Origin of the sequence: Diaphorobacter sp. JS3050 (assembly GCF_013154915.1) — a bacterium.
In the GTDB taxonomy this organism is placed as follows: domain Bacteria; phylum Pseudomonadota; class Gammaproteobacteria; order Burkholderiales; family Burkholderiaceae_C; genus Diaphorobacter; species Diaphorobacter nitroreducens.
The window spans coordinates 367,981-391,619 of the sequence record NZ_CP053553.1 but is presented as its reverse complement, the minus strand read 5'-3'; the positions used below and the strand labels follow the sequence as shown (position 1 = coordinate 391,619).

Below are 23,639 nucleotides of genomic sequence, written 5' to 3'. Positions count from 1 at the left end.
TTACACACTCCATTACACACATGAGCACTGGATTTGTCCAGCTTTCAGAATCGCTCGATGGACGATCAACCCTTTAAAAACATAGACTTAGAGTTGTTCCATGGAGGTTGATAGACGCCAGTAGACCTCAATCGTAGTTATCGACCATCAGCACGCGCGTCATGGCGTCACCTCCTGGCCCTTGCGGCCCTCTGCGCACAGGCGCGCGAATTCACGGTGTTCGTAGGCGATGTAGGCCTCCATCATGCTGCGGTAGATGGCCTCGATCACGTCGGGCTCGCCGCCCTCGGCCGCCGCACGCGCACGCACGCGCTGCACGATGGCCTCGATGCGCGCTTCGTCGCGCACCTGGTCTTCGCGCGGCTTGTTGAGGGCAGCCTGGGTCATGTAGCCGCCGCGCTCCACGAGCAGCGGCACCAGGATGTCGTCCAGCGCGTCGATGCGCGCGCGCACCTCGGCCATGCTGGCGCAGGGCTGGGTCTTGTCGATTGCACGGGTGGTCATTCCAGCCCCTCCTCCACCAATTCGGCCGCACGCAGCAGGGCGCGCGCCTTGTGTTCCGTTTCCTTCCATTCGAGCTCGGGCACCGAGTCGGCCACCACGCCGGCCGCCGCCTGCACGTAGAGCGTGCCGTCCTTGACGATGCCGGTGCGGATGGCGATGGCCACATCCATGTCGCCCGCATAGCTCAGGTAGCCGCAGGCGCCGCCATAAAGGCCCCGCTTGCTGGGCTCCAACTGGTCGATCAGTTCCATGGCGTGCACCTTGGGCGCGCCGGTGAGCGTGCCGGCCGGGAAGGTGGCCTTGAGCACGTCCATGCTGGTCATGCCGTCGTTGAGGATGCCCTCCACGTTGCTCACGATGTGCATCACGTGGCTGTAGCGCTCCACCGCGAAGGCCTCGGTCACCTTCACGGTGCCGGTCTTGGCGATGCGGCCGATGTCGTTGCGCGCCAGGTCGATCAGCATCACGTGCTCGGCGCGTTCCTTGGGGTCGTTCACCAGCTCCACTTCGGTGGCCTTGTCGGCCTCTGGCGTGGCGCCGCGCGGGCGCGTGCCGGCCAGCGGGCGGATGGTGACCTTCTGCCCCTCGGGCGTGCTCTCCTGGCGCACCAGAATCTCGGGGCTGGAGCCCACCACCTGGAAATCGCCGAAGTTGTAGTAGTACATGTACGGCGACGGGTTCAGCGAGCGCAGCGCGCGGTACAGCGACAGCGGCGATTCGGTGTAGCGCTTGTGGATGCGCTGGCCCACCTGCACCTGCATGAAGTCGCCCGCGGCGATGAGCTCCTTGGCGCGCTCCACGGCTGCCAAGTAGTCGGCCTTGGCAAAGCTGCGCTGTGCGGTGTGGCTCTCGGTGGGCCGCACCACGGGCGCGCTCACGGAATACTTGAGCTGGTCCTTCAGCTCCCGCAGGCGCTTCTTGCCCTTGGCATAGGCCTCGGGCTGGGCCGGGTCGGCGTAGACGATGAGATACAGCTTGCCCGAGAGGTTGTCGATGACCGCCAGTTCCTCACACTGCAGCAGCAGGATGTCGGGGCAGCCCAGCGTGTCGGGCGGGCAGGTGGCCTCTAGCTTTTTCTCGATATAACGCACCGCGTCGTAGCCGAAGTAGCCCGCCAGCCCGCCACAAAAGCGTGGCAGCCCCGGGCGCAGCGCCACCTTGAAGCGCTTTTGGTAGGCGGCAATGAAGTCCAGCGGGTTGCCCGGGTGCGTCTCCACCACTTGGCCGTCGGTCACCACCTCGGTGCGCGCCGCATCGCCGAAGCCGCTGGACCGCAGCAAGGTGCGCGCAGGCAGGCCGATGAAGCTGTAGCGCCCGAAGCGCTCGCCGCCGACGACCGACTCCAGCAAAAAGCTGTGCTTGCCGTCGCCCTTGCCATGGGCCAGCTTGAGGTACAGGGAGAGAGGGGTTTCCAGGTCCGCAAAGGCTTCCGCCATCAGCGGGATGCGGTTGTAGCCTTCGCTGGCCAGGCTTTTGAATTCCAGTTCAGTGATCACAAGAAGATTCCCAGCTCGTGCGGCGCGGTCGCTGGCTGCGCCAGTGCGCCGCAGGATCATTCAGAGGAGTCGGCCCCGTGCAGGACAGCACCTGTGGGACCACGGGCGCACGCTGGGGAGGCGCCCAGGTGCAGTCAGGGGTTCAACGACGCAGGCTTGCGCCAGGGCCAGGCTCCCCGGTCGCTGCAACCTGTGATGAACGTGTGGTGAATGAACATGGACCCGCAGTGTAGCAAAGCACTTTGTCACCTGCGCGGTGGATGCTGCAGCGCATCCACGCGAAAACCCTATTGCCGACCGCCCCTCGATGGCGCAACATTTAGAAACGAACGAGCGTTCTTTTTTGGAGTTGCGCAATGCCCTTCACCCGTCGTCGCACCCTGCAGTGGGGTGCTCTGGCCCTTCCCCTGTGCCTGGCGCTTCCGGCTCCCGCATCGACGGAGCCGACGACCGCAGCCGGCGTCAAGTTCGAGCCCACCCTCGACCTGGGCGGCAGCAAGCTGCAACTCAATGGCGCCGGTGTGCGCTACAAGGCCGTGTTCAAGGTGTATGCCGCAGGCCTGTACCTGGAGAAGAAGGCGTCCACGCCTGCCGAGGTCTACGCGCTGCGCGGCCCCAAGCGCATCAGCGTGACCATGCTGCGCGACATCGACTCCACCGAACTCGGCAAGCTGTTTTCGCGCGGTATGGAAGACAACATGGACAAGGCCGCCTTTTCCAAGCTGATTCCGGGCGTGCTGCGCATGAGCCAGATCTTTTCGGAGCACAAGAAGCTCATGGCGGGCGAACAGTTCGTCGTGGACTGGCTGCCCGGCACGGGCACGCAGGTGACGGTGAAGGGCGTCCCGCAGGGCGAACCGTTCAAGGAGCCCGAATTCTTCAACGCATTGCTGGGTATCTGGCTCGGCAGCCAGCCGGCCGACTGGAAGCTCAAGGACGCCCTGCTGGGCAAGGAATAAAGCCCATCGACCCACGCAGTGACGATGCGCAGAGAAAGCATGCCATTGCCCCCTTGATGGCGTTTTCAGCCATCTCACCTTGGTGATACACTTTATTGCAATTTCGCAGCAAGGGGCCTCTATGCATCTCAGCAACCTCAAGGTCGGCACGCGCCTGGCCTTGTCCTTCGGCTTGGTTCTGCTCATCACCGTGGTCATCGCGGCGGTAGGCATATGGCGTTTGCAGGAGTTGGCAAGCGTCACCCATCAGCTCACCAGCACGGACAACGAACGGCTGCGCGCCGCCAGCACATGGCGGCAGGCGATTGACCTGAACTGGGTGCGCACGCGCGCCGCCATCCTGGATGCGGACACCTCCCATCTCTCGAGCTGGCAAAGCGAGATTGCCAAGACCTCCGAAGAAGCATCCAAGGCGCAGGAGGTGGTGGAGCGGCTGGTGACCACCGACGAAGGGCGCCGCCTGCTCGCCGACATTGCGAAGACGCGCGAAGCCTATCGCGGCCCGCGGGCTGAATTGCTCAAGCGCAAGGCTGCCGGCGAGAGTGTGGGTGAGTTGCTCGACAGTCAACTCAAGCCGCTGGCCGACGCTTACCTACAGTCCATCGTTGCCATGGAACAGCGCCAGCGCGCGCTCTACGAAAGCACCCGCGACAACGCTGCCAAGCAGGCCACGCGCAGTCGCGCCATCCTGATGGTCGTGACCGCAGTGGCGCTGCTGGTGGGCGCGGGCGCCGCGATCTTGTTGAGCCGCTCCGTGACCGGGCCCTTGCAGTTGGCCGTGCGCGGCGCAGGCTTGATCGCCGAGGGCGACCTCACCCAGTCCATCCAGGCCCACGGCCGCGACGAAGCCGCGGCGCTGCTGAAGGCACTGGGCCACATGCAGGGCAACCTCGCTCGCGTAGTGGCCGGCGTGCGCGCCAATGCGGAGAGCGTCGCGTCGGCCAGCGCGGAGATCTCGCAGGGCAACCACGACCTGTCCGGCCGCACCGAGAGCCAGGCCAGCGCCCTGGAAGAAACGGCCGCCTCCATGGAGCAGTTGGGCGCCACCGTGCGCCAGAACGCCGACAACGCCCGCCAGGCCAACCAACTCGCCATGAATGCCAGCACCGTCGCCGTGCAGGGCGGCGAGGTGGTCTCCGAGGTGGTGGACACCATGCGCGGCATCAATGAGTCCAGCCGCAAGATCGCCGACATCATCGGGGTGATCGATGGCATCGCCTTCCAGACCAACATCCTGGCGCTGAATGCCGCCGTGGAGGCCGCGCGTGCCGGTGAGCAAGGCCGCGGGTTTGCCGTGGTGGCCGGCGAGGTGCGCGCGCTGGCGCAGCGCTCGGCCGAGGCCGCCAAGGAGATCAAGCAGCTCATCACCGCCAGCGTGGAGCGCGTGGAGCAGGGCTCGCAGCTGGTGGACAAGGCCGGTGCCACCATGACCGAGGTGGTCACCGCCATTCGCCGCGTGACCGACATCATGGGAGAGATCAGCGCCGCCAGCAGCGAACAAAGCGCGGGCGTGGCCCAGGTGGGCGAGGCCATCACCCAGATGGACCAGGCCACGCAGCAGAACGCCGCGCTGGTCGAGGAGATGGCCGCCGCCGCCAGCAGCCTCAGCGGCCAGGCCCGCGAGCTCGTCGAGGCCGTCGCCGTGTTCAAGCTGGCGCAGAACGCCTCCGCCCTGCCGCGCATGGCGCCCGTGCATGCCACCGCCGTGCCGACTCCCGTACCCGCCACCTCCGCGACACCCGCCGCCCCTGCCCGGCCCGCCACGCCGCCGGCGGCCGCCTTGGCACGTCCGGCAGCAGCGCGCCCTCAACCCGCGCAGGCGGCCCGCACGACTGCCGACAACGACGAATGGGAGAGCTTCTGAGGACCCGGGCGCCCCGCGCGGCGCCCATGGCGCGCATGCGGCCGGAGGAATTCAGCTAGTGTGGTGTCTCAAAAGTAATCATCAAATAATGGTACTCGCTGCCCGCGCCACAGATGCCAAGATGGTGTCCGCACTTTTATGCCACACGAACGGCTTGGGATCCTCGTTGTGACGATCAATGTATTCCCGTATGGATTGCTCCAGCTGAGCAACGCTGGTGTGGGCGCTGCGCTTGATCCACTGCTCGCTGATCTGGCTAAAGAAACGCTCGACCAGATTGAGCCAGGACGCTGAGGTGGGCGTGAAGTGAACGTGGTAGCGAGGATGGGCTGCTAGCCAGGCCCGCACTGCCTGCGTCTTGTGCGTGCCGTAGTTGTCCATGATCAGGTGGATGTCTTGTTCGCCAGGCACCGCTGCATCGATGGCTTTGAGGAACTGCAGGAATTCCACACTGCGGTGACGGCGCTTGAGCTGTCCTATGACTTTGCCAGTGGCCACATCCAGCGCTGCAAACAGCGACGTTGTGCCATGGCGCTTGTAATCGTGCGTGCGCGTGCTGGGTTTGCCAAACGTCAGTGGTAACCCTGGTTGGGTGCGATCCAGAGCCTGGATCTGGCTCTTCTCGTCCACGCACAGCACCAAGGCGCGATCGGGTGGTGCCATATACAGCCCCACCACATCCCGTACCTTGTCCACGAAATGGGGATCCGTCGATAGCTTGAAGGTTTCTTGCAGGTGCGGCTTCAGCCCAAAGGCATGCCAGATGCGCTGCACCGTCGCGGGCGATACGCCAGCGTGCCGACTCATCTGGCGCACGCTCCAGTGCGTGGCGTTGTCAGGCTTGCTCTGGCGAACCTTGTCCACAATGAGCTGAACCTGCTCGTCGCCCACACTGCGCGGGCGGCCAGCGCGCGGGGCATCGGTCAAACCCGCCAGACGATACGCCCGGTAGCGCCGCCGCCACTTGGAGACAGTTTGCACCGTCGTGCCCAAGCGTTGGGCAATCATGGTGCCCGACTCCCCATCTGCGCAGCCCAGCACGATTCGCATGCGCAGCTTCTCGTCCTCGGGCGCTTTGCGTACGCGCAGTCGCGCATGCAGCTCTGCGCGCTCGGCATCGGTGATCTGCAGCTTCGTGGCGGGGCGTCCAGGGTGGGCCATCAGCGTAGTCTCCTATAAGGAAGCTGATTCGACCAACACCGGTCAAAATAGTTCTATCTATTTTTGAGACACCACACTAGGGCCTGTTCACACTATTTTTGCCAGATGCGTTGCGATCAAAAAGGGCCAGGCGCAAGGCGCCAAACGAAGCTGGGGTGCTACCCCAGCGAGGCTTGGCAACGCCGCGAATGGCCCTTTTCGATCGCAACCCGGAGGGAACGGAGTGAAAACCGCGCCATTCGTCGTTGCCCTCCTAGCCAAGGCCCCGGCCTTGGCGTCGTCACGCGCCTAGATTGGCGCGGTTTTCACGCCATTCGCACTGGCAAAAATAGTGTGAACAGGCCCTAGCGATCAGCTCGGTGAGCGCATCCACGTAGCCGTCCGCGTCCACGCCGCGCACGGGCTGGCCGTGGTTGTAGCCGTACGTCACCAGCACCACGGGGCAGCCCGCCGCACGCGCGGCCTGGGCATCGTTGCTGGAGTCGCCGATCATCAGCGTGCGCGCGGGCGAGGTTCCCACCGCCTCGCAGGCCTTGAGCAGTGGCAGCGGGTCGGGCTTCTTGCGCGCGAACGCATCGCCGCCGAACACGTGGGTGAAGAAGCCGTCCAGCCCTTTGGCGCGCAGCAGAGGCCGGGCGAAGTCGGTGGGCTTGTTGGTCAGGCACACCAGCGGCCGACCGGTGCGGTGCAGCGCCGCAAGCCCTTCGGCCACGCCGGCGTACAGCGCCGCATACTGGCCGTTGATGGCCAGGTAATGGTGCTGGTAGCGCTCCCACGCCTGGGGATACAAGGCCTCGGCCTTTGCTTCCAATTGCATAGCTGTCAGCGCTTGCTGGTCGGGCGCTAGAACGTGTTTTAACACTGAACGCAGGAGATGCTCCGACCCCTTGCCGACCATGCGCTCGATCGCCCCCGGCGCGATGGCGGGCAGCTGCAGGTCGCGCAGCATGCGATTGAGCGCCTCGGCAAAATCGCCCAACGTATCCACCATGGTGCCGTCGAGGTCCACGATCGCGGCGTCGGTGCGCGCGAGCAGCGCGGCGAGGTCTTGTTGCACCCGTTCCATCCCTTGTCCTTGTCAGTCATGCATTGAGCGCGGGCAGTGTATGCGCTGTCCGACCCGTCCGACACACCACGGCGCCGCATGCGGACAGACGCCCCCCCGGGTGGCGCCCTACGCTGGACAGCCATTGTTGGAACCGTCAAAACCATCGCCCTTCAGGAGGTCATCCCATGGCATTGCATCGATTCACCGCCCTGCTTCCCGCCGCATTGCTGCTGTGCGCCGGCGCGGCGCAGGCTGCCAACGAAGTGCGCAGCCAGTACAGCAGCGACCGTGCCGCCTGCGCGTCCGTGCCCGCGGAAAGCCGCGCCGCCTGCGTACGCGAGGCAGGGGCGGCCGCCCAGGCCGCGCGCACGGGCCAGCTGTCCAGCAGCGACACCAGCATCTATGAGCGCAACGCGCTGGCCCGCTGCGAGGCCTTCAAGACCCCACAGGACCGGTCCGATTGCGAGGCGCGCGTGCGCAGCAGCGCCACGGTGTCGGGCTCGGTGGAAGGCGGTGGCGTGCTGCGCGAAGCCACCACGCCGGTGCAATAGGCTTTTTCAGCGGATTGCGATCAAGCCGCGCGGCGGCGCCTCACGCCAGTTCGGCGCGCATGGCGTCGATCACCGCCTTGTAGTCGCTCTTGCCGAAGATGGCGCTGCCTGCAACGAACGTGTCCGCGCCCGCATCCGCCACCCGGCGGATGTTGTCGGCCTTGATGCCACCGTCCACCTCCAGGCGGATGTCCTTGCCCGAGGCCTCGATGCGCCTGCGGGCCGCTTCGATCTTGCGCAGCGTGCTCTCGATGAAGCTCTGTCCGCCAAAGCCGGGGTTCACGCTCATCAACAGGATCAGGTCGATGTCCTCGATCACCCAGTCCAGCACGTCAAGCGGCATGGCGGGGTTGAAGGTCAGGCCCGCCTTGCAGCCCTGCGCGCGGATGTTCTGAATGCTGCGGTGCACGTGCGCCGAGGCATCGGGGTGGAAGCTGATGAGGTCCGCCCCCGCCTTGGCAAACGCCGTGGCCAGTTCGTCCACGGGCTGCACCATCAAGTGCACGTCGATCGGTACGGCGTGCCCTGCGGGCGTCACGGCATGGGGCTTGAGGGCCTGGCACACCATGGGGCCGAAGGTGAGGTTGGGCACATAGTGGTTGTCCATCACGTCAAAGTGGATCCAGTCGGCGCCGGCGGCGATGACGTTGCGCACTTCCTCACCCAGGCGGGCAAAGTCGGCGGACAGGATAGAAGGGGCGATGCGGTAGGTGCGGCTCATGGCCGCGATTGTCGCAGTTGACGCCGCTGCAGCGCGACGGTCGCATGCCGGGCACAGCCGGAGCGGGTCCTTGTGCGGCACGGGACTCACCATCGCCGCTACCATTGCACGATGCCGAAATACCAGTTCCAGGTGCAGGTGCAGCCGCAGTACCTTCCCGACCAGTCCGCGCCCGACGAAGGCGTATACAGCTTTGCCTACACCATCACGATCACCAACACGGGCGACGTGACCGCGCAGCTGATTTCACGCCACTGGATCATCTCCGACGCCAATGGCCACACCGAGCAGGTCAAGGGCCTGGGCGTGGTGGGCCAACAACCGCTGCTCAAGCCCGGCGAGGCATTTCAGTACACCAGCGGCTGCCGCCTGCGCACCGCCAGCGGCAGCATGCACGGCAGCTATTTCTGCGTGGCCGAGGATGGTGAGCCGTTCACCTGTCCGATCGAGCTGTTCGTGCTGGAGGCCTTCTCGCCCGGCCAACCGGGCCAGCCCATGGCGGCAAGGGTGCTGCATTGAGCCGCAGCGGCCCTGACCTGGCGCAGCTGCTCGCCGGGATCGACCCGACCGCACCGCTGGCACAGCGGCACCTGCAACTCATCGCCGTGCTGGATTGGGTGCGCGGCGACGGCCAGTCCACAGAGGGCGCCGCAGGCCGCGTGGCCCTGCTGGTCGAAGCGGCGGAACGCTCGCCCGACATCCAGGTGCGGCTGCAGGCCTGGTGGGCAGCGCTCACGCAGCAGGTGGACATCACCACGCTGCTGGCGGACTTCGGCTTTGCCCAGCGCACCTCCATGGCCAGCGAGCTGGCCGAGCGCGTGCGCTACAAACTGCTGCCCTCCAGCCCCGAAACGCTGGATGCGTCGGAGTTGTTCATGCTGGCGCTGCCTGGCGATTTCGACGCGCGCTGGCTGGCGTCGCTGGACGAAACCCTGCTGGGCCGCCTGCTGGCCGTGCTGGTGCCCGCCAGCGAGCAGGGCGGCGCCAGCCATTGGCAGCGCGCGCTGCTGGACGCCATCACCTACTGCGCCGGGCAGATCCTGTCCACCGGCTTTGCGCCCGAGCTGCGTCTGCGCATGAGCGAAGAGGCGCGCGAGGCCCAGCCCTTTCATGCGCTGATCCGCGATGTGGAGAGCCTGCGCGTGGAGGTGGAGCACCCGCTGCGCACCGGCGACCGCCTACAGGAAGCCGTGCAGCGCCTGCGCGAGCGCCTGGACGCCTGCCGCGCCGCCACCAACACGGTGTATGCGCACTTCGAGGACAACGGCATCTCCGTGGGCCTGGTGTTTCGCCTGCGCCAGCTGCGCGAGCGCATCCTGCGCGTGCGCGAGCTGCTGGAATGCCTGCTGTCGCCCCGCCCCGCCGTGGCGGCGGCCAAGTTCCTTGCGCGCCTGGTGACCGTGGGGCGCGAGCGGCGCAGCCTGCGTGCGCTGGTGGCGTCCAACTCGTCCATGCTGGCGGCCAAGGTCGCCGAGCGCAGCGCCGAGACGGGCGAGCACTACATCACCCGCACGGCGGGCGAATACCTGGCCATGGTGCGCAAGGCGGCGGGTGGCGGGCTGGTGATGGCCTTCACCACGCTGGCCAAGTTCGGGCTGTACGCGCTGGCGCTGTCCGCGTTCTGGGGCGGCTTCATGGCGGGCGTGAACTACGCCGTCAGCTTCGTGCTGATCCAGCTGCTGCACTTCACGGTGGCCACCAAGCAGCCCGCCATGACGGCACCCGCCATGGCCGCCAAGCTCAAGGACCTGGACGAGGCGCAGGGGCTGGAATCCTTCGTGGACGAGGTCGCGCATCTCGTGCGCTCGCAGGTGGCCGCCGTGCTGGGCAACGTGCTGTTGGTGTTCCCCGGGGCGCTGGCCCTGGCGCTGCTCATCGCGCAGATGCTCGGGCAGCCGGCCATCGGCACGGCCCAGGCGGAACACGTGCTGCAGTCGCTGCACCTGCTGGGCCCCTCGCTGCTGTTCGCGGCCTTCACCGGCGTGCTGCTGTTCGCGTCCAGCATTTTCGCGGGCTGGGTGGAGAACTGGTTCGTATTGCGCCGGCTGGACTCGGCCATCCAGTACAACCCGCGCATCACGCACATGCTGGGTGCTGCACGCGCCGCCCGCTGGGCGCGCTTTCTGCGGGGCAACATCTCGGGCTTTGCGGCCAACATTTCGCTCGGCTTCATGCTGGGGCTGACGCCGGCCTTTGCCGCGTTCTTCGGGCTGGGCCTGGATGTGCGCCACGTTACGCTGTCCACCGGGCAGATCGGCGTGGCCAGCGCCACATTGGGCATGGACGTGCTGCACCAGCCGGCTTTCTGGTGGGCCGTGGCCATGGTGCCCTTCAACGGTGCGCTCAACGTCCTCGTCAGCTTCTACCTGGCGTTCCGCCTGGCATTGCGTGCGCACAACGTGGGCAGCGTGGACCGCGCGCGCATCTACCGCGCGCTGCTGGCGCGCTGGCGCAGCGCGCCGCTGGGCTTTTTCCTGCCCCCGCGCCGCACCGTCTGATAAGGTGCGCCCACCGCAGGCTGCGCGCCGTCCTACAGAAGCAACGCGACCGCTGCAGATACATTCAGTTAACAGCCTGGGAACGTAGTCACGTTCCACGCAGCTGCAGCGCGCGCCCTTGGGGCAGGCTGCGCCCCGGCATCCAGCGGGCCTGCCCGCACGAGACAGAGGATCTACAACAATGAATGAGCTGATGAGCTTTTGGGCGCAGTGGCTGCGCCCATCGGCGGGGTTGCCCACGGTGCAGTGGTCGCTGCTGCTGGCCGTGGCCTCCATCACGGGCTATCTGGTGCAACGCTACAGCGGCCTGCCCAAGGTCGTGGGTTACACGCTCGTGGGCACCATCGTGGGCCTGCTGGGCTTTGGCGGCGCCGTGTGGCCGCTGCAGGGCATTGGCCTGTTCCTGGTGGAGCTGGGCGTGGCCGTGGTGCTGTTCGAGGCGGGCGGTCGCATTCCGCTGCGCTGGTTCCGCCATAACCCCATGGTGCTGGTGCAGAGCATCGCGGAGTCCGCCTTCACCTATTTCGCGGTGTACTGGACGATGCTGTGGTTCGACGTACCCGAGCGCGCCGCCGGCCCGCTGGCCCTGGTCGCGATGGCGGCATCACCGGCGGTTCTGACGCGCGTGGTGTCCGACACGCGCGCCGCCGGCCCCGTGACCGACCGTGCCGTGGTGCTCGCAACGCTGTCGTCCCTGTATGCGCTGGCGCTGGGCAGCGCGCAGGCCGAGCTCATCAACCGCCCCGGCGTGGGCCTGGTGGGCACGCTGTATCCCGCGCTGGTGGTGCTGGGCGTTTCTGTGGCCGTGGGTGCGCTGCTGTCGCTCATCCTGCGCCTGGCGTTGCGCGTGATGAGCCCGACGAGCGAGAACACCTCCATGCTGCTGATGGCCCTGATCGCCGCCAGCACCGCCGTCACCGCGCACATGGGCGGCTCGGCCCCGCTGGCCGCGCTGCTGGGCGGCATGCTGCTCAAGCAGCTGCACCCGCGCCCCTGGGCCTGGCCGCGGCAGATGGGCACCGCCTCTTCGCTGCTGACGATGCTGATGTTCGTGCTCGTCTCCACCGTCGCCGCGCAGGCCGACTGGAGCGGCCCGGTGGTCGGCGCCGTGCTGGCGCTGATCTTCGTGCGCCTGCTGGCCAAGGCGCTGGGCGTGGGCGTGGGCAACGTGGGCAGTGGCGCCAGCTGGCGCCAGGCCCTGTGGCTGAGCTGCGCCATGGCGCCGATGTCGGCCATCGCATTGCTGGTGGCCTCGCAGTTCGTGGTGGCCTCGGCCTCCACGGGCCACCTGATCGCGCGCATCGCCCTGCCGGCCATCCTGGTGATGGAAGTGCTGGGCGCAGTGATCGCCACCGTGGCCATCTACCGCGCGGGCGAAAGCTCCAAGCCCTGGGCGCCCCTGAGCAGCCGCGGCAGCAACACCGGAGACACCCAACGTGAGTCTTGAAGCCTTCCACCATTCCGAGCCCCTGACGCTGGGCGTCGAGCTGGAACTGCAGCTCGTGAGCACCAACGACTACGACCTCGCGCCCTACGCCGAGGACATGCTGCGCCTCATGAAGAAGGTGCCGCTGCCCGGCAGCGTGGTGCCCGAGATGACCAACAGCATGATCGAGATCTCCACCGGCGTGTGCCACAGCAGCTCCGAGGTGCTGGGCCAGCTCACGCAGATCCGCGACGCGCTGGTCAAGAGCGCGGACAAGCTCAACATCGCCGTGGTCGGCGGCGGCACGCACCCCTTCCAGCAATGGCACGAGCGGCGCATCTACGACAAGCCGCGCTTTCAGGAGCTGTCGCAGCTGTACGGCTACCTGTCCAAGCAGTTCACCATCTTCGGACAGCACGTGCACATCGGCTGCCCCGACGCCGACTCCGCCCTGCTCATGCTGCACCGCATGAGCCGCTACATCCCGCACTTCATCGCGCTGTCGGCCTCCAGCCCGTACGTGCAGGCGCAGGACACGCAGTTCGACTCCGCGCGCCTCAACTCGGTGTTCGCGTTCCCGCTGTCGGGCCGCGCGCCCTGCGTACTCACCTGGAGCGAGTTCGAGCAGTACTTCAACAAGATGACGCGCACCGGCGTGGTCAAGAGCATGAAGGACTTTTACTGGGACATCCGCCCCAAGCCCGAGTACGGCACCATCGAGATCCGCGTGTTCGACACGCCGCTCACCATCGAGCGCGCCGCGGCGCTGGCCGGCTACGTGCAGTCGCTGGCCGCGTGGTTCCTGGCGGAGCAGCCCTTCACCCCCACCGAGGACGACTACCTCGTCTACACCTACAACCGCTTCCAGGCCTGCCGCTTCGGACTGGACGCGGTGTACGTGGACCCTGCCAGCGGCGACCACATGCCGCTGCGCGACCACATCCTGCAGACGCTGGACCACGTGGCGCGCTACGCCGGCACGCATGGCGCATCGGGCGCGCTGCACATGCTGCGCGGTGAGACCGCGCTGGGCCAGAACGACGCCCGCTGGCTGCGCGAGCGCCAGCGCGAAGAGCAGTTGCTGGCCGAGGTCAGCCGCCAGGCCGCGCTGCGCTTTCGCGGGCACGACATCTGAACGCGGCAGCCGCCCATGGGTGAGTTCGACCTGATTGCGCGCTATTTCACGCGCCCGGTGCGCCGTGCGGCGCTGGGCGTGGGCGACGACTGCGCGCTGCTGTCGGTCACGCCCGGCATGCAGCTGGCCGTGTCCAGCGACATGCTGGTCGAGGGCCGCCATTTCTTTGCCGACGTGGACCCCGCGCACCTGGGCCACAAGGCGCTGGCGGTGAACCTGTCGGACCTGGCCGCCTGCGGCGCCAGGCCGCTGGCCTTCACGCTGGCGCTGGCGTTGCCGCGCGTGGATGCGCCCTGGCTGCAGGCGTTTGCGGACGGCCTGCTGCGGCTGGCCGACGCGCACCAGTGCGAGCTGGTCGGTGGCGACACCACGCAGGGGCCGCTGAACCTCTGCGTCACCGTGTTCGGCGAAGTGCCCACGGGCCAGGCCCTGCTGCGCAGCGGTGCGCGGGTGGGCGACGACATCTACGTGAGCGGCACGCCCGGCGAGGCGCGCCTGGCGCTGGATGCGCTGCGCGGCCGCCTGGCGCTGCCGCCCACCGCCCTGCAGCAGCTGCGCCCACGGCTGGAGCAGCCCACACCGCGCGTGGCGCTGGGTCTGGCGCTGCGCGGCGTGGCCAGCAGCGCCATCGACGTGAGCGATGGCCTGCTGGGCGACCTGGGTCACATCCTGAAGGCCTCGGGCGTGGGCGCCTGCGTGGACGCCACCGTCGCTACCAATTTACTAGCTGCTAGCGCCCAGCAGGCGGGCGCTGCAGCCGATTTTGACGCACAAACGCTGATGCAATGCGCGCTGGCCGGCGGCGACGACTACGAACTGGTCTTCACCGCCCCTCCCGCACAGCAGGCCGCCGTGCAGGCCGCCGCGCAGGCCAGCGGTACGCGCGCCACGCGCATCGGCCGCGTCGAGCCCGCGCCCGGCCTGCGTGTGGTGGACGGCCAGGGGCAGCCCGTGGCGCAGCACTTCGCCTCGTTCGACCACTTCGCCTGACCGCTCCCGCTACCGGGCCGGCGCCGCTGGTAGCATCGGCCGGCCCTTGCATCCTTGCCGCCCATGCCCGATACGCCGCCCCCCACCCCGCTGCCGCCCCACGCCCTGCGCCGCTTTCTGTTCGTGCACCCCGCGCACTGCATCGCGCTGGGCTTTGGCAGCGGACTGTCGCGTGTGGCACCGGGCACGGTGGGCACGCTGTGGGGGTGGCTGGCGTTCCTGGTGCTGCAACTGTGGCTCACGCCGCGCGGCATGGGGCTGCTGATCGCGCTGTCGCTGCTGCTGGGCTGGTGGGCCTGCACCGTCACCGCACGCCACATGCGCGTGGCAGACCCCGGCCACATCGTGTGGGATGAGATCGTCGCGATCTGGATCGTGCTGTGGCTGGCCATGCCCATGGGCTTCTGGGGCCAGCTCGCCGCCTTTGCGCTGTTCCGTTATTTCGATGCCGCCAAACCCGGCCCCGTGGCCTGGGCCGACCGGTTGTTCAAGGGCTTCGGCTGGCGCGGCGGCCTGGGGATCATGCTGGACGACCTGGTGGCCGCGTTCTGCACGCTGCTGGTGATCGCGCTGTGGCGCCACTGGTTCGGGTGAATGCCATGGAACTATCAAAAATAGAGCTGCCAGCGCTTGATGGACAAGCGCTGGCGGCCAATTTGATTCATATCGCCACCACGCTGCTCGCACGCGGCTGGATGCTGGCCACGGCCGAGAGCTGCACCGGCGGCCTGATCGCCGCCGCCTGCACCGACCTGTCGGGGTCGAGCCAATGGTTCGAGCGCGGCTTCGTCAGCTATTCCAACGCCGCCAAGACCGCGCTGCTGGGCGTGCCCGCCGATCTCATCACGGCCCACGGCGCCGTGAGCGAGCCCGTGGCCCGCGCCATGGCCGAGGGCGCCGTGCGCCACAGCGCCGCGCAGGTCAGCGTGGCCGTGACGGGCGTGGCCGGCCCCACGGGCGGCAGCCCGGACAAGCCGGTGGGCACGGTGTGGTTCGGCTGGTGCGTGGCGGGCGCCACCCATTCGGAACTGCGGCGCTTTGGCGGAGACCGCGCCGCCGTGCGCGCCGCCACGGTGCGCCACGCGCTGGGGCGGCTGGCGCAGTTGCTGGCCCAGTTGCCCGCCCCTTCGCGCTCCTGACGGTCCCACTGGGCCTGGCGGCGCCGTAGCACCTGGGCAGGCCCAGAGCGCAATACCGGGCCACCGGCTGCGTGCCGCCCACTCAATGCCGGCGAGTCGAACCGGGCCGCGTCAGGCCGGGCCGCGTCAGACCGAGCCGCGCCAGGCCGAGCCGCGCCAGGCCGGGCCGCGCCAGGCCAGCTACACCAGGCAAGGCCGCGCCAGGCGAGCCACACCTGGCCACAGCCGCGTCAAGCCGCGCCGCAGCACTTCTTGTACTTCTTGCCGCTGCCGCAGGGGCAGGGGTCGTTGCGGCCGGGCTGCTCGCCCTTGACGATGGTTTCCTGGCGCGGACCCAGGCTGCGCCAGAGCTGGCGCAGGTCGTACACGCCCCAGATGGCCTCGCCAAAGACCTCCAGCCGCTCCTGGCTGGTGCTGGGTGGGCCGTCCTCGGCGTACATGCAGATCTCGGGCTTGCCGGTGTCGTCCTCGGTGAGGGCGACGATGGATTCGAGCGCGCCGTCCAGCCACTGGGCGGCTTCCTTGTCGCGCGGGGTGGCCCAGTCCTCGGGCCAGTTCTCCACGGCGAACATGAAGCCCAGCGCCCAGACCTGGCCGAAGGAAGGAATCTCCTGCCCCGCCATCTCGGCGCGCTCCTCCTCGGGCAGGCTGGCGATGGCGCCGCGCATGTCGATCACCTCGGGCTGGAAGGCGTTGTCGGCGTCCAGCGATTCGGCCTGCTCGTCCAGTTGCGCCTGCACTTCGGCGCGGCGCAGCTCCCACAAGGCAAGAAAGCGCTCCTGCTGCGCCAGGTCCTTGAACGTGGGCACCAGCGGCAGGGGCTCGCCTTCGGCCACGTCCAGCTCCAGGCCGTCGCCCAGCAGCATGGGCAGCCATTCCGCCGCGGGCACGGGGCGGCGCGTGCAGACCAGCGCCGTCAGGAAGCCGTCGCAGAACTCCCACTGCGGCACATCTTCCTCACGCGTGCGCAGGTCGTCCAGCAGGCTGTCGAGTTCGTCCAGTTCATCCGGCCCCAGGGCGGGGACGGCGGCGGATGCGGGGGTATCGGAGGTGGCGTTCATGCGGAATCGGGCGGGGCTTGGACCCGCGGGCTAAGGAGGAGGAGAAACGGGGCCCCAGGAGGCCTGAGGCGCGCAGTGTAACGCCGCAGGCCGCGCATCAGCTATTGTATTAATAGCTGTTCGCGCTTATCACACAATCGCTAGAGCTTGATTTGGCCTAAAAACAGAAACGCCCCATGCCAAGGCAATGGGGCGCAGCGGTCGGTACCAAAGGGCCGTCTGGGCGGCCCACCCAGCCTTATTGGCTGGCGATTTCCAGATGGGCCTCGCGGGCTTCTTGGATGAACTCGAGGATCAGACGGACGGCTTCGCGCATGGTGTGGTTTCCTGACTGAGATGCTCATCCGGTGCGGAACGGCGCGCATCTCATACGCCGACCAACACCGGGTTAACCACTAGGTGTTAACCCTTAGGCGTAAGTATAAACCACAATCCACTTTTGTGCTGCAGCGCAGCGAAGGCTGGGGCGATCAGGGCGCGGCTACTCCTCTGCCGTCCACTCCACCCGGGCCCCCAGGCTGCGCAGGTTCTCCACGAAGTGCGGGTGCGCGCGGCGGATGGGCGTGGCGTTGCGGATCTCCGAGCGCCCCGGGATGCTGGCCGCCACCATGAACAGCGCGATCGCCACGCGGATGATGTAGGGGCTCTCCACCACCGCCGGCGCGAGTTGCCCGCCACCGAAGGTGACGATGCGGTGCGGGTCGGACTGGTACACATGCGCGCCAAACTTGGACAGCTCGCCCGTCCAGCCTAAAGCGCCGTCGTACACCTTGTTCCAGAACATGGCGTTGCCCTGCGCGCGCACGCCCAGCGCGATGAAGATCGGCAGCAGGTCCACCGGGAAATAGGGCCAGGGTGCTGCCTCCACCTTGGTCAGCACGTTGGGGGTGAAGGGCGTCTGCACCGTGAGCGGCCCGTCCACGAAGGCGCGCGACCAGCCGTCCCGGTGCTCCACGCGCACGCCAAACTTGGCAAACGTGCGGTCGATCAGCGGGAAGTTCTCCGGTGCGCTGTTCTTCACCACCACGTCGCCGCCGGTGATGGCCCCCAGCGCCAGGAAGGTGGTGATCTCGTGAAAGTCCTCGGCAAAGCGGAATTCACCGCCCCCCAGCTCGCCGCCGCCATGCACCGTAAGCCGCGAGGTGCCCACGCCCTCGATCTGCGCACCCAGCATTTGCATGAAGCGGCAGAACTCCTGCACGTGCGGCTCGGACGCCGCGTTGGTCAGCGTGGAGGTGCCCTGCGCGGCCACGGCGCACAGCACGAAGTTCTCGGTGGTGGTCACCGAGGCATAGTCCAGCCAGTGGTGCACCGGCGTGAGCATGCCCACGCGGCGCACCAGCAACGAACCCTCGGCCCGCTCCACCTGGCCGCCGAAGCTGCGAAAGACCTCCACATGCGGGTCGATCTCGCGCACGCCCAGGGTGCAGCCCTTCACGTTGTCCTCCAGCCGCGCCACGCCGAAGCGCGCCAGCAGCGGCGGCACCAGCATGATGGACGAGCGCATCTCCTCGGGCAGGCGGTGCGTGGCGGCGTCGAAGTGCGTGGCCTGGTGGTGCAGTTCCAGCGTGGCGCTGGCATGGTCCCAGCGCACCTCGCTGCCCAGGGTGCGGAAGATCTCCAGGATCTTGCGCACGTCGGTGATGTCGGGCACGCCCACCAGGCGCAGCGGCGCGCGCGTGAGCAGCGTGGCGCACAGCACGGGCAATACCGCGTTCTTGTTGGCCGAGGGGGTGACGCGGCCACGCAGCGGCGTGCCGCCATGCACGATCAGGTTGGACATGGTTCGCAAATCTCTTCAAAAACAATAGCTGCCACCGCATGCGTGTCCTGCGTCAACAGCCGTTTGCGCATGCAAAGCACAGCCTTGTCCTTGGACACGATGATGGCGCGGTGCGCGACCGCCAGGTCGATGAACTTCTGGTCGTCCGCGTCCTTGCAGGCCCAGGGCGCGCGCGGCGCCACCTCGACCAGGCGCACGCCCGCGTCGAACGCCGTCAGTACGTCATCCGCGCCCACGCCGTAATACGCCATGCGCGGCTGCAGGTGGGTGTACTGCAGCACGCGCTCCAGCTCGTCCCGCATGTGCTGCGTGGCAATCCAGTCCAGGCGCTGGGCCTGCAGCAGCGCACGCACGGTGGCCACGGCCGCGTCGGCGAAGATGAACAGGTCGAGCACGATGTTGGTGTCCAGCACCACGGCACGCACGCTCTCGCCCGCCGGCGCCACGGCGGGCAGGCGCAGCTCAGGACGCATCCGAGGCTCCGCCGGCCGGCGCACCGTTGGCCGCGCCGCCCTCCCCCGTGTGGCCGGCGCGCGGCCGATCCCGCACGGCGCCCGCCACGAGGTCGAAGCGGAACAGGCGGCATTCGATGGGGCCGTTCCACAGCGGCACGCGGCGCGACTCCTTCAGGCGCATCTTGCCGGGCAGCTTGAGGTCGGGCGTGAGCATCCAGGCCTGCCAGCCGGCGTAGTGCTTCTTCCAGTGCGCGGCCAACTGCGCGAAGAAGTCCACGCCGTCCTCGGTCTGCGCCGTCTCGCGGCCCATGCGCTCGACCGTGGACATGCGCTCACGCGCATTGCGCCCCGCCGTGCCGGCCGCGGCGATGCGCTCGCCATACGGCGGATTCAGCAGCATCACCCCGGGTTGTTCACTGGGCGGCATGCGCTGCAGCGCGTCGCCGCCGCGCAGCTGCACCGCGTCGGCCACGCCGGCGCGCACGGCATTGCGCTGGGCAAAGTCCACCATGCGGTGCGACACGTCGCTGCCAAAAATCGGCACCGAAGCCGCGGTAACGGCGCTGGCCGCTTCATCCTTGATAGCAGACCAGACATGGGCCTGGTGCGGCAATAGCTTCTCGAAGGCAAAGCGCCGCTGCAGGCCCGGCGCGATGCGGCAGGCGATCTGCGCGGCCTCGATGACCACGGTGCCGCTGCCGCAGCAGGGGTCGTACAGCGGCAGCGGCTGCTCGCCATGCGGGTCCCAGCCGGTGGCGGCGATCATCGCCGCGGCCAGCGTTTCCTTGAGCGGCGCGTCGCCCTTGTCCTCGCGCCAGCCGCGTTTGAACAGCGGCTCGCCCGAGGTGTCGATGTAGATCTGGGCGCGGTCGCTGGTCAGGTGCAGGTGCACGCGCACGTCGGGCCACTGCGTCTGCACGTCGGGACGCACGCCGGCCTTGGCGCGGAAGCGGTCGGCCACGGCATCCTTCACGCGCAGCGCGGCGAAGTTCAGGCTCTTGAGCGGGCTGTGCCGCGCCGTCACCTCCACCTTGAAGCTCTGGCGCGGGGTGAACCAGATCTCCCAGGCCACGTCGGCCGCGGCGGCATAGATATCGTCCTCGTTGCGGTAGGGCCGCTCGGCCAGTTGCACCAGCACGCGTTGCGCCAGGCGGCTGTGCAGGTTCAGGCGCAGCGCATCGCGCCAGGAGGCGCGCAGCAGCACGCCCGCGCGGCCCACGAGCAGGTCCTGCCCGGCCAGCCCCGTGAGGCTGTGCACCTCGTCGGCCAGATAGCCCTCCACGCCAGCGGCGCAGGGCAAAAAGAGTTGAAGCTGGTTCATTGCGGCTGTGCTGCGCGCTGCAGCAATGGCTGGAGCACGGATTCAGGAATGGGTGCGGGCTTGCGGGCCGCCCGGTCGATGAAGACGATGCCGGTCTTGCCGCGCGCGATCTCGCGCCCCTGGCTCTTCTCGGTCATCCGGAAGACGAGGTCGAAGCCGTAGAGGTTGAAATCCTGCGGCGTCATCTCCACGCGCAGCGTCTCGCCGTGGAACGCCTCGGACTTGTACTGCGCCACGATGTCGCCCACCACGGTGGACAGGCCCGCCACGTCGGCCTCGGGGTAGCCCAGCGACTTGAAGAAACGCACACGCGCCTCGGACACGAGGCTGAGCAACTGCGCGTTGTCCAGGTGCCCGCCCTGGTTGACATGGCTGATGTAGATCTGCAGCTCGGTACTGAAGCCGAAGTGCGGGGGAAGGTCAAAGACGACGCGTGCCATGGTTCAAAGTGCCTTGCGGAGGTTGGCCGGGGCGATCTTGAGCGCCTCACGGTATTTGGCCACGGTGCGGCGCGCACATTCAATGCCCTGCTCCTTGAGCATCTCGGCGATCTGGCTGTCCGACAGCGGCTTGTGCGGGTTCTCGGCCGCGATGAACTGCTTGATGAGCGCGCGCACGGCCGTACTGGAGGCGTTGCCGCCGGTTTCGGTGCCCAGCCCCGAGCCGAAGAAATACTTGAGTTCGTAGGTGCCTTGCGGCGTGGCCATGTACTTGGCGGTGGTCACGCGGCTGATGGTGGACTCGTGCAGGCCCAGTTCATCGGCAATGTCGCGCAGCACCAGCGGGCGCATGGCCAGTTCGCCATGCACGAAGAAGTTCTTCTGCCGCTCCACGATGGCGCGCGACACGCGCAGGATGGTGTCAAAACGCTGCTGGATGTTCTTGATGAACCAGCGCGCCTCCTGCAGCCGTGCCTGCAGCGCCTGGTGGCCTTCGCCACGGCCGCCGCGCAACGCACCGGCGTAGATGTCGTGCACGCGCAGACGCGGCATCACGTCCGGGTTGAGCTGCACGCTGAAGTTCTGCTGTCCGCCGCGGCCAGTTTTCTTGACGATCACGTCGGGCACGATGATGTTGCGGTCCACGTCGGCAAAGCGCCTGCCCGGACGTGGCTCCAGCCGTGCGATCAAGGCCATCGCGGCACGCGTGCGCTCTTCGCTGGTGCCGCAGGCCTGCGCCAGGCGGCGCACGTCGCGCTTGGCCAGCAGGTCCAGCGGCTGGCCGCAAATGGCCAGCGCGGCCTGGATCACGTCGGGGTCGCCCTCTTCGTCCTGGTCCATCGCGCGCAACTGCAGCGTGAGGCATTCGGCCAGTCCGCGCGCGCCCACGCCTGCGGGCTCCAGGCTTTGCAGCAGGCCCAGCGCCACGGTGAAACGGTGCACCAGTTCATCGAGTTGCTCGGGGTCTTCGGTGCCCGCCAGGCTGGCGGCCAGGTCCTGCAGCGGCTCGTCCAGGTAGCCGTCGTCGTTCAGCGATTCGATGAGGAAGCGCAGCGCGGCCATGTCCAGCTCGGACAGGCGCAGCGCCAGCGCCTGGCGGTGCAGGAAGGCCGTGAGCGACTCCTGGCTGCGGGCCAGCTCGGTGGCGTCCACCTCGTCGTCGCTCCCCGCGCCGGCACCGTTGCGCGCCGGGGCGTCGCCGCCCCACTCGCTGTCGTCGGGCGCCAGGTCTACCGAGCCGTCGCCTTCCCAGTCCGCGGGTTCGGCCGTCGTTTCGGCGGTGGAGGTTTCTGCATCATTTTGGCTTGTAGCGCTTTCCTGTCCTGCGCTGACAGCTCCTGAATAAATAGCATCTTCGGCTTCGCGGTCTTGCTCGCTCACCGGTGCATCGGCCTGGGCCAGGCCGAACTCCTCGCGCGGGGCCTCTTCCAGCGTGCGCTCCAGGAAGGGGTTCTCGTCGAGCATCTGCTCGACCTCCTGGGCCAGCTCCAGCGTGGACAGCTGCAGCAGGCGGATCGACTGCTGCAGCTGCGGTGTGAGCGCCAGGTGCTGCGAGACGCGCAGCGACAGGCCGGGCTTCATGGCCTGCAACCCACTGTCTGGTCCTGCATCGCGCCGTGGTCGCCCATCACTCTCACATGCGGAAGTGCTCGCCCAGGTACACCCGGCGCACTTCCGCGTTGTCGACGATGTCCGACGGCGTACCCTGAGCCAGCACCTGGCCGTCGCTGATGATGAAGGCGTGGTCGCAGATGCCCAGCGTCTCACGCACGTTGTGGTCGGTGATCAGCACGCCAATGCCGCGCGCCTTGAGAAAGCCAATGATGCGCTGGATCTCGATCACGGCGATCGGGTCGATGCCGGCGAAGGGCTCATCCAGCAGGATGAAGCGCGGCTGCGTGGCCAGCGCGCGCGCGATCTCCACGCGCCGGCGCTCGCCGCCCGACAGCGCCAGTGCAGGCGACTTGCGCAGGTGGTCCACGCGCAGCTCCTGCAGCAGCGCGGTCAGGCGCCGCTCCACCTCGGCGCGCGGCAGGGTGCGGCCGGCCTCGTCGGTCTGCAGCTCCAGCACCGCGCGCACGTTGTCTTCGACATTGAGCTTGCGAAAGATCGAGGCTTCCTGCGGCAGGTACGACAGGCCCAGCCGCGAGCGCCGGTGGATGGGCATGTCCGTCACGTCCTGCCCGTCGATGCTGATGCGGCCGCCGTCGCTGCGCACCAGGCCGACGATCATGTAGAACGACGTGGTCTTGCCGGCGCCGTTGGGGCCCAATAGGCCCACCACCTCGCCCTTTTGCACGACCACGGACACGTCCTTGACCACCTTGCGGCTGCCGTAGGACTTCTCCAGGTGCAGCGCCTCCAGGCGGCTGACGCCTTCGCTCATGCGCGCATCGTCCAAGGCCGCGCTCACTTTGCGCCGTCCAGGCTGGGGCTGGTACGCAGCGCGGGCGGCTCGGTGCGCACGGGCGGCGTGGCGCTGGTGCCCGAGGCAGGCTCCTTGGGCGCGAGCACCGCCCGCACCCGGCCGCCCGGCGTGCCGGCAGTGGCGCCGGCGGGCGCGGTCTTCTGCCCGTCCACGGTGAACACGTCCGTGAGGTTGTTGTAGACGATGAGGGCGCCGGCCAGCTCGTCGGTCAGTGTGGCCTCGCGGTAGCGGCGCAGCTCGGCGCGGCGGATGAGCTTCACCACGTCGGCGCGGCCGTCGTATTCGATGACCTCGCCCTCGCCCTCGACGAACTCGTCGGGCGCGCCCGGCGCGGTGTCACGTTTTTGCCGGAAAAAAGCGCGCTTGCCCGGCTCGGCCGTCACCACACCGTACTGGAAGCCGTCGGCATCCTGGCGCACCTCCAGCTGCGCGCCGCGCAGCACGATGGTGCCCTTGGTCATGACGACACGGCCGGTGAAAACGCTGGTCTGCTTGAGCTCATCGTGGCGCAGGGCATCGGCCTCGATGTTCATGGGCTTGTTGCGGTCGGCTTTTTCGGCATGCACCAGCGGCGATGCAGCCAGCGCCAGGGCCAGCGCTGCGGCGCGGGACAGGAGGAGGAAGGGCAATCGGGTTCTCATAGAGGGCACGAATCTTGC

Annotated in this window: 23 protein-coding genes; 10 read left to right on the top strand and 13 right to left on the bottom strand. The window is 67.9% G+C overall.

Annotated features, from left to right (window positions below):
* Positions 1-159: 159 nt before the first annotated feature.
* Complete coding sequence (locus tag HND92_RS01865; RefSeq protein WP_011803830.1) at positions 160-504, bottom strand: chorismate mutase; 345 nt, start codon at positions 502-504, stop codon at positions 160-162.
* Positions 501-2,000: an anthranilate synthase component I gene (gene trpE, locus HND92_RS01860; protein WP_012655421.1), complete on the bottom strand. Its 1,500-nt coding sequence runs from the start codon at positions 1,998-2,000 to the stop codon at positions 501-503. The genes HND92_RS01865 and trpE overlap by 4 nt, the downstream gene beginning before the upstream one ends.
* 356 nt (positions 2,001-2,356) lie before the next feature.
* Here trpE and HND92_RS01855 point away from each other — a divergent pair, with 356 nt between their 5' ends.
* Both HND92_RS01855 and HND92_RS01850 read left to right on the top strand, forming a co-directional pair.
* Complete coding sequence (locus HND92_RS01855; protein WP_011803828.1) at positions 2,357-2,959, top strand: chalcone isomerase family protein; 603 nt, start codon at positions 2,357-2,359, stop codon at positions 2,957-2,959.
* A gap of 121 nt (positions 2,960-3,080) precedes the next feature.
* Complete coding sequence (locus HND92_RS01850; protein WP_172205586.1) at positions 3,081-4,823, top strand: methyl-accepting chemotaxis protein; 1,743 nt, start codon at positions 3,081-3,083, stop codon at positions 4,821-4,823.
* Between the two features lie 81 nt (positions 4,824-4,904).
* Here HND92_RS01850 and HND92_RS01845 read toward each other — a convergent pair whose 3' ends face one another.
* Positions 4,905-5,984 (bottom strand): IS630 family transposase, encoded by a 1,080-nt coding sequence (locus tag HND92_RS01845; protein WP_005801445.1) that lies wholly within the window; start codon positions 5,982-5,984, stop codon positions 4,905-4,907.
* Between the two features lie 280 nt (positions 5,985-6,264).
* The gene (gene gph, locus HND92_RS01840) at positions 6,265-7,050 is read right to left on the bottom strand and encodes a phosphoglycolate phosphatase (RefSeq protein ID WP_011803826.1); all 786 of its coding nucleotides are present in this window, start codon (positions 7,048-7,050) and stop codon (positions 6,265-6,267) included.
* A 167-nt stretch (positions 7,051-7,217) separates the two neighbouring features.
* On the opposite strand from gph, the gene HND92_RS01835 reads away from it, so the two are divergent.
* Positions 7,218-7,583, top strand: a complete 366-nt coding sequence (locus tag HND92_RS01835; protein ID WP_011803825.1) for a hypothetical protein — start codon at positions 7,218-7,220, stop codon at positions 7,581-7,583.
* Positions 7,584-7,623: 40 nt separating this feature from the next.
* Here HND92_RS01835 and rpe read toward each other — a convergent pair whose 3' ends face one another.
* Complete coding sequence (gene rpe, locus HND92_RS01830; protein ID WP_172205584.1) at positions 7,624-8,304, bottom strand: ribulose-phosphate 3-epimerase; 681 nt, start codon at positions 8,302-8,304, stop codon at positions 7,624-7,626.
* A 111-nt stretch (positions 8,305-8,415) separates the two neighbouring features.
* On the opposite strand from rpe, the gene apaG reads away from it, so the two are divergent.
* The 7 genes from apaG to HND92_RS01795 all read left to right on the top strand — a co-directional run bounded on the left by apaG (position 8,416) and on the right by HND92_RS01795 (position 15,492).
* Positions 8,416-8,823, top strand: coding sequence for a Co2+/Mg2+ efflux protein ApaG (gene apaG, locus HND92_RS01825; protein ID WP_172205582.1), 408 nt, complete (start codon positions 8,416-8,418; stop codon positions 8,821-8,823).
* Positions 8,820-10,802, top strand: coding sequence for a site-specific recombinase (locus HND92_RS01820; protein WP_172205580.1), 1,983 nt, complete (start codon positions 8,820-8,822; stop codon positions 10,800-10,802). Before apaG ends, HND92_RS01820 begins: the two co-directional genes overlap by 4 nt.
* Before the next feature lie 181 nt (positions 10,803-10,983).
* Positions 10,984-12,249 (top strand): cation:proton antiporter, encoded by a 1,266-nt coding sequence (locus HND92_RS01815; RefSeq protein WP_011803821.1) that lies wholly within the window; start codon positions 10,984-10,986, stop codon positions 12,247-12,249.
* Positions 12,239-13,363, top strand: coding sequence for a YbdK family carboxylate-amine ligase (locus HND92_RS01810; RefSeq protein ID WP_012655413.1), 1,125 nt, complete (start codon positions 12,239-12,241; stop codon positions 13,361-13,363). Before HND92_RS01815 ends, HND92_RS01810 begins: the two co-directional genes overlap by 11 nt.
* A gap of 15 nt (positions 13,364-13,378) precedes the next feature.
* The gene (gene thiL / locus HND92_RS01805) at positions 13,379-14,353 is read left to right on the top strand and encodes a thiamine-phosphate kinase (RefSeq protein WP_172205578.1); all 975 of its coding nucleotides are present in this window, start codon (positions 13,379-13,381) and stop codon (positions 14,351-14,353) included.
* Between the two features lie 63 nt (positions 14,354-14,416).
* Positions 14,417-14,947: a phosphatidylglycerophosphatase A gene (locus HND92_RS01800; RefSeq protein ID WP_011803818.1), complete on the top strand. Its 531-nt coding sequence runs from the start codon at positions 14,417-14,419 to the stop codon at positions 14,945-14,947.
* 5 nt (positions 14,948-14,952) lie between these two features.
* Positions 14,953-15,492 carry a CinA family protein gene (locus tag HND92_RS01795; protein WP_172209122.1) on the top strand — a complete coding sequence of 180 codons (540 nt, stop codon included), beginning with the start codon at positions 14,953-14,955 and terminating at the stop codon, positions 15,490-15,492.
* A gap of 230 nt (positions 15,493-15,722) precedes the next feature.
* Here HND92_RS01795 and HND92_RS01790 read toward each other — a convergent pair whose 3' ends face one another.
* From HND92_RS01790 to lptA, 8 genes are all read right to left on the bottom strand, one after another.
* Complete coding sequence (locus tag HND92_RS01790) at positions 15,723-16,553, bottom strand: YecA family protein (RefSeq protein ID WP_135149295.1); 831 nt, start codon at positions 16,551-16,553, stop codon at positions 15,723-15,725.
* Between the two features lie 481 nt (positions 16,554-17,034).
* The gene (locus tag HND92_RS01785; protein WP_172205576.1) at positions 17,035-18,336 is read right to left on the bottom strand and encodes a UDP-N-acetylglucosamine 1-carboxyvinyltransferase; all 1,302 of its coding nucleotides are present in this window, start codon (positions 18,334-18,336) and stop codon (positions 17,035-17,037) included.
* A complete protein-coding gene (locus HND92_RS01780) occupies positions 18,324-18,809 on the bottom strand; it encodes a putative toxin-antitoxin system toxin component, PIN family (RefSeq protein ID WP_172205574.1) in 486 nt (161 codons plus the stop codon). The genes HND92_RS01785 and HND92_RS01780 overlap by 13 nt, the downstream gene beginning before the upstream one ends.
* Positions 18,799-20,112, bottom strand: coding sequence for a class I SAM-dependent RNA methyltransferase (locus HND92_RS01775; RefSeq protein WP_172205572.1), 1,314 nt, complete (start codon positions 20,110-20,112; stop codon positions 18,799-18,801). The genes HND92_RS01780 and HND92_RS01775 overlap by 11 nt, the downstream gene beginning before the upstream one ends.
* Positions 20,109-20,552, bottom strand: coding sequence for a thioesterase family protein (locus HND92_RS01770; protein WP_172205570.1), 444 nt, complete (start codon positions 20,550-20,552; stop codon positions 20,109-20,111). The genes HND92_RS01775 and HND92_RS01770 overlap by 4 nt, the downstream gene beginning before the upstream one ends.
* Before the next feature lie 3 nt (positions 20,553-20,555).
* Positions 20,556-22,133 (bottom strand): RNA polymerase factor sigma-54, encoded by a 1,578-nt coding sequence (locus tag HND92_RS01765; protein ID WP_172205568.1) that lies wholly within the window; start codon positions 22,131-22,133, stop codon positions 20,556-20,558.
* 52 nt (positions 22,134-22,185) lie between these two features.
* A complete protein-coding gene (gene lptB, locus HND92_RS01760; protein WP_088888621.1) occupies positions 22,186-22,938 on the bottom strand; it encodes an LPS export ABC transporter ATP-binding protein in 753 nt (250 codons plus the stop codon).
* Between the two features lie 23 nt (positions 22,939-22,961).
* Positions 22,962-23,621, bottom strand: a complete 660-nt coding sequence (gene lptA / locus HND92_RS01755) for a lipopolysaccharide transport periplasmic protein LptA (protein WP_041838776.1) — start codon at positions 23,619-23,621, stop codon at positions 22,962-22,964.
* Positions 23,622-23,639 lie beyond the last annotated feature (18 nt).

Excerpts from the sequence above, each read along its gene's own strand:
- HND92_RS01865 (WP_011803830.1), bottom strand. The coding sequence starts at position 504 with ATGACCACCCGTGCAATCGACAAGACCCAGCCCTGCGCCAGCATGGCC.
- HND92_RS01855 (WP_011803828.1), top strand. The coding sequence starts at position 2,357 with ATGCCCTTCACCCGTCGTCGCACCCTGCAGTGGGGTGCTCTGGCCCTT.
- HND92_RS01850 (WP_172205586.1), top strand. The coding sequence starts at position 3,081 with ATGCATCTCAGCAACCTCAAGGTCGGCACGCGCCTGGCCTTGTCCTTC.
- HND92_RS01845 (WP_005801445.1), bottom strand. The coding sequence starts at position 5,984 with ATGGCCCACCCTGGACGCCCCGCCACGAAGCTGCAGATCACCGATGCC.
- gph (WP_011803826.1), bottom strand. The coding sequence starts at position 7,050 with ATGGAACGGGTGCAACAAGACCTCGCCGCGCTGCTCGCGCGCACCGAC.
- HND92_RS01835 (WP_011803825.1), top strand. The coding sequence starts at position 7,218 with ATGGCATTGCATCGATTCACCGCCCTGCTTCCCGCCGCATTGCTGCTG.
- rpe (WP_172205584.1), bottom strand. The coding sequence starts at position 8,304 with ATGAGCCGCACCTACCGCATCGCCCCTTCTATCCTGTCCGCCGACTTT.
- apaG (WP_172205582.1), top strand. The coding sequence starts at position 8,416 with ATGCCGAAATACCAGTTCCAGGTGCAGGTGCAGCCGCAGTACCTTCCC.
- HND92_RS01815 (WP_011803821.1), top strand. The coding sequence starts at position 10,984 with ATGAATGAGCTGATGAGCTTTTGGGCGCAGTGGCTGCGCCCATCGGCG.
- thiL (WP_172205578.1), top strand. The coding sequence starts at position 13,379 with ATGGGTGAGTTCGACCTGATTGCGCGCTATTTCACGCGCCCGGTGCGC.
- HND92_RS01800 (WP_011803818.1), top strand. The coding sequence starts at position 14,417 with ATGCCCGATACGCCGCCCCCCACCCCGCTGCCGCCCCACGCCCTGCGC.
- HND92_RS01795 (WP_172209122.1), top strand. The coding sequence starts at position 14,953 with ATGGAACTATCAAAAATAGAGCTGCCAGCGCTTGATGGACAAGCGCTG.
- HND92_RS01790 (WP_135149295.1), bottom strand. The coding sequence starts at position 16,553 with ATGAACGCCACCTCCGATACCCCCGCATCCGCCGCCGTCCCCGCCCTG.
- HND92_RS01785 (WP_172205576.1), bottom strand. The coding sequence starts at position 18,336 with ATGTCCAACCTGATCGTGCATGGCGGCACGCCGCTGCGTGGCCGCGTC.
- HND92_RS01780 (WP_172205574.1), bottom strand. The coding sequence starts at position 18,809 with ATGCGTCCTGAGCTGCGCCTGCCCGCCGTGGCGCCGGCGGGCGAGAGC.
- HND92_RS01775 (WP_172205572.1), bottom strand. The coding sequence starts at position 20,112 with ATGAACCAGCTTCAACTCTTTTTGCCCTGCGCCGCTGGCGTGGAGGGC.
- HND92_RS01770 (WP_172205570.1), bottom strand. The coding sequence starts at position 20,552 with ATGGCACGCGTCGTCTTTGACCTTCCCCCGCACTTCGGCTTCAGTACC.
- HND92_RS01765 (WP_172205568.1), bottom strand. The coding sequence starts at position 22,133 with ATGAAGCCCGGCCTGTCGCTGCGCGTCTCGCAGCACCTGGCGCTCACA.
- lptB (WP_088888621.1), bottom strand. The coding sequence starts at position 22,938 with ATGAGCGAAGGCGTCAGCCGCCTGGAGGCGCTGCACCTGGAGAAGTCC.
- lptA (WP_041838776.1), bottom strand. The coding sequence starts at position 23,621 with ATGAGAACCCGATTGCCCTTCCTCCTCCTGTCCCGCGCCGCAGCGCTG.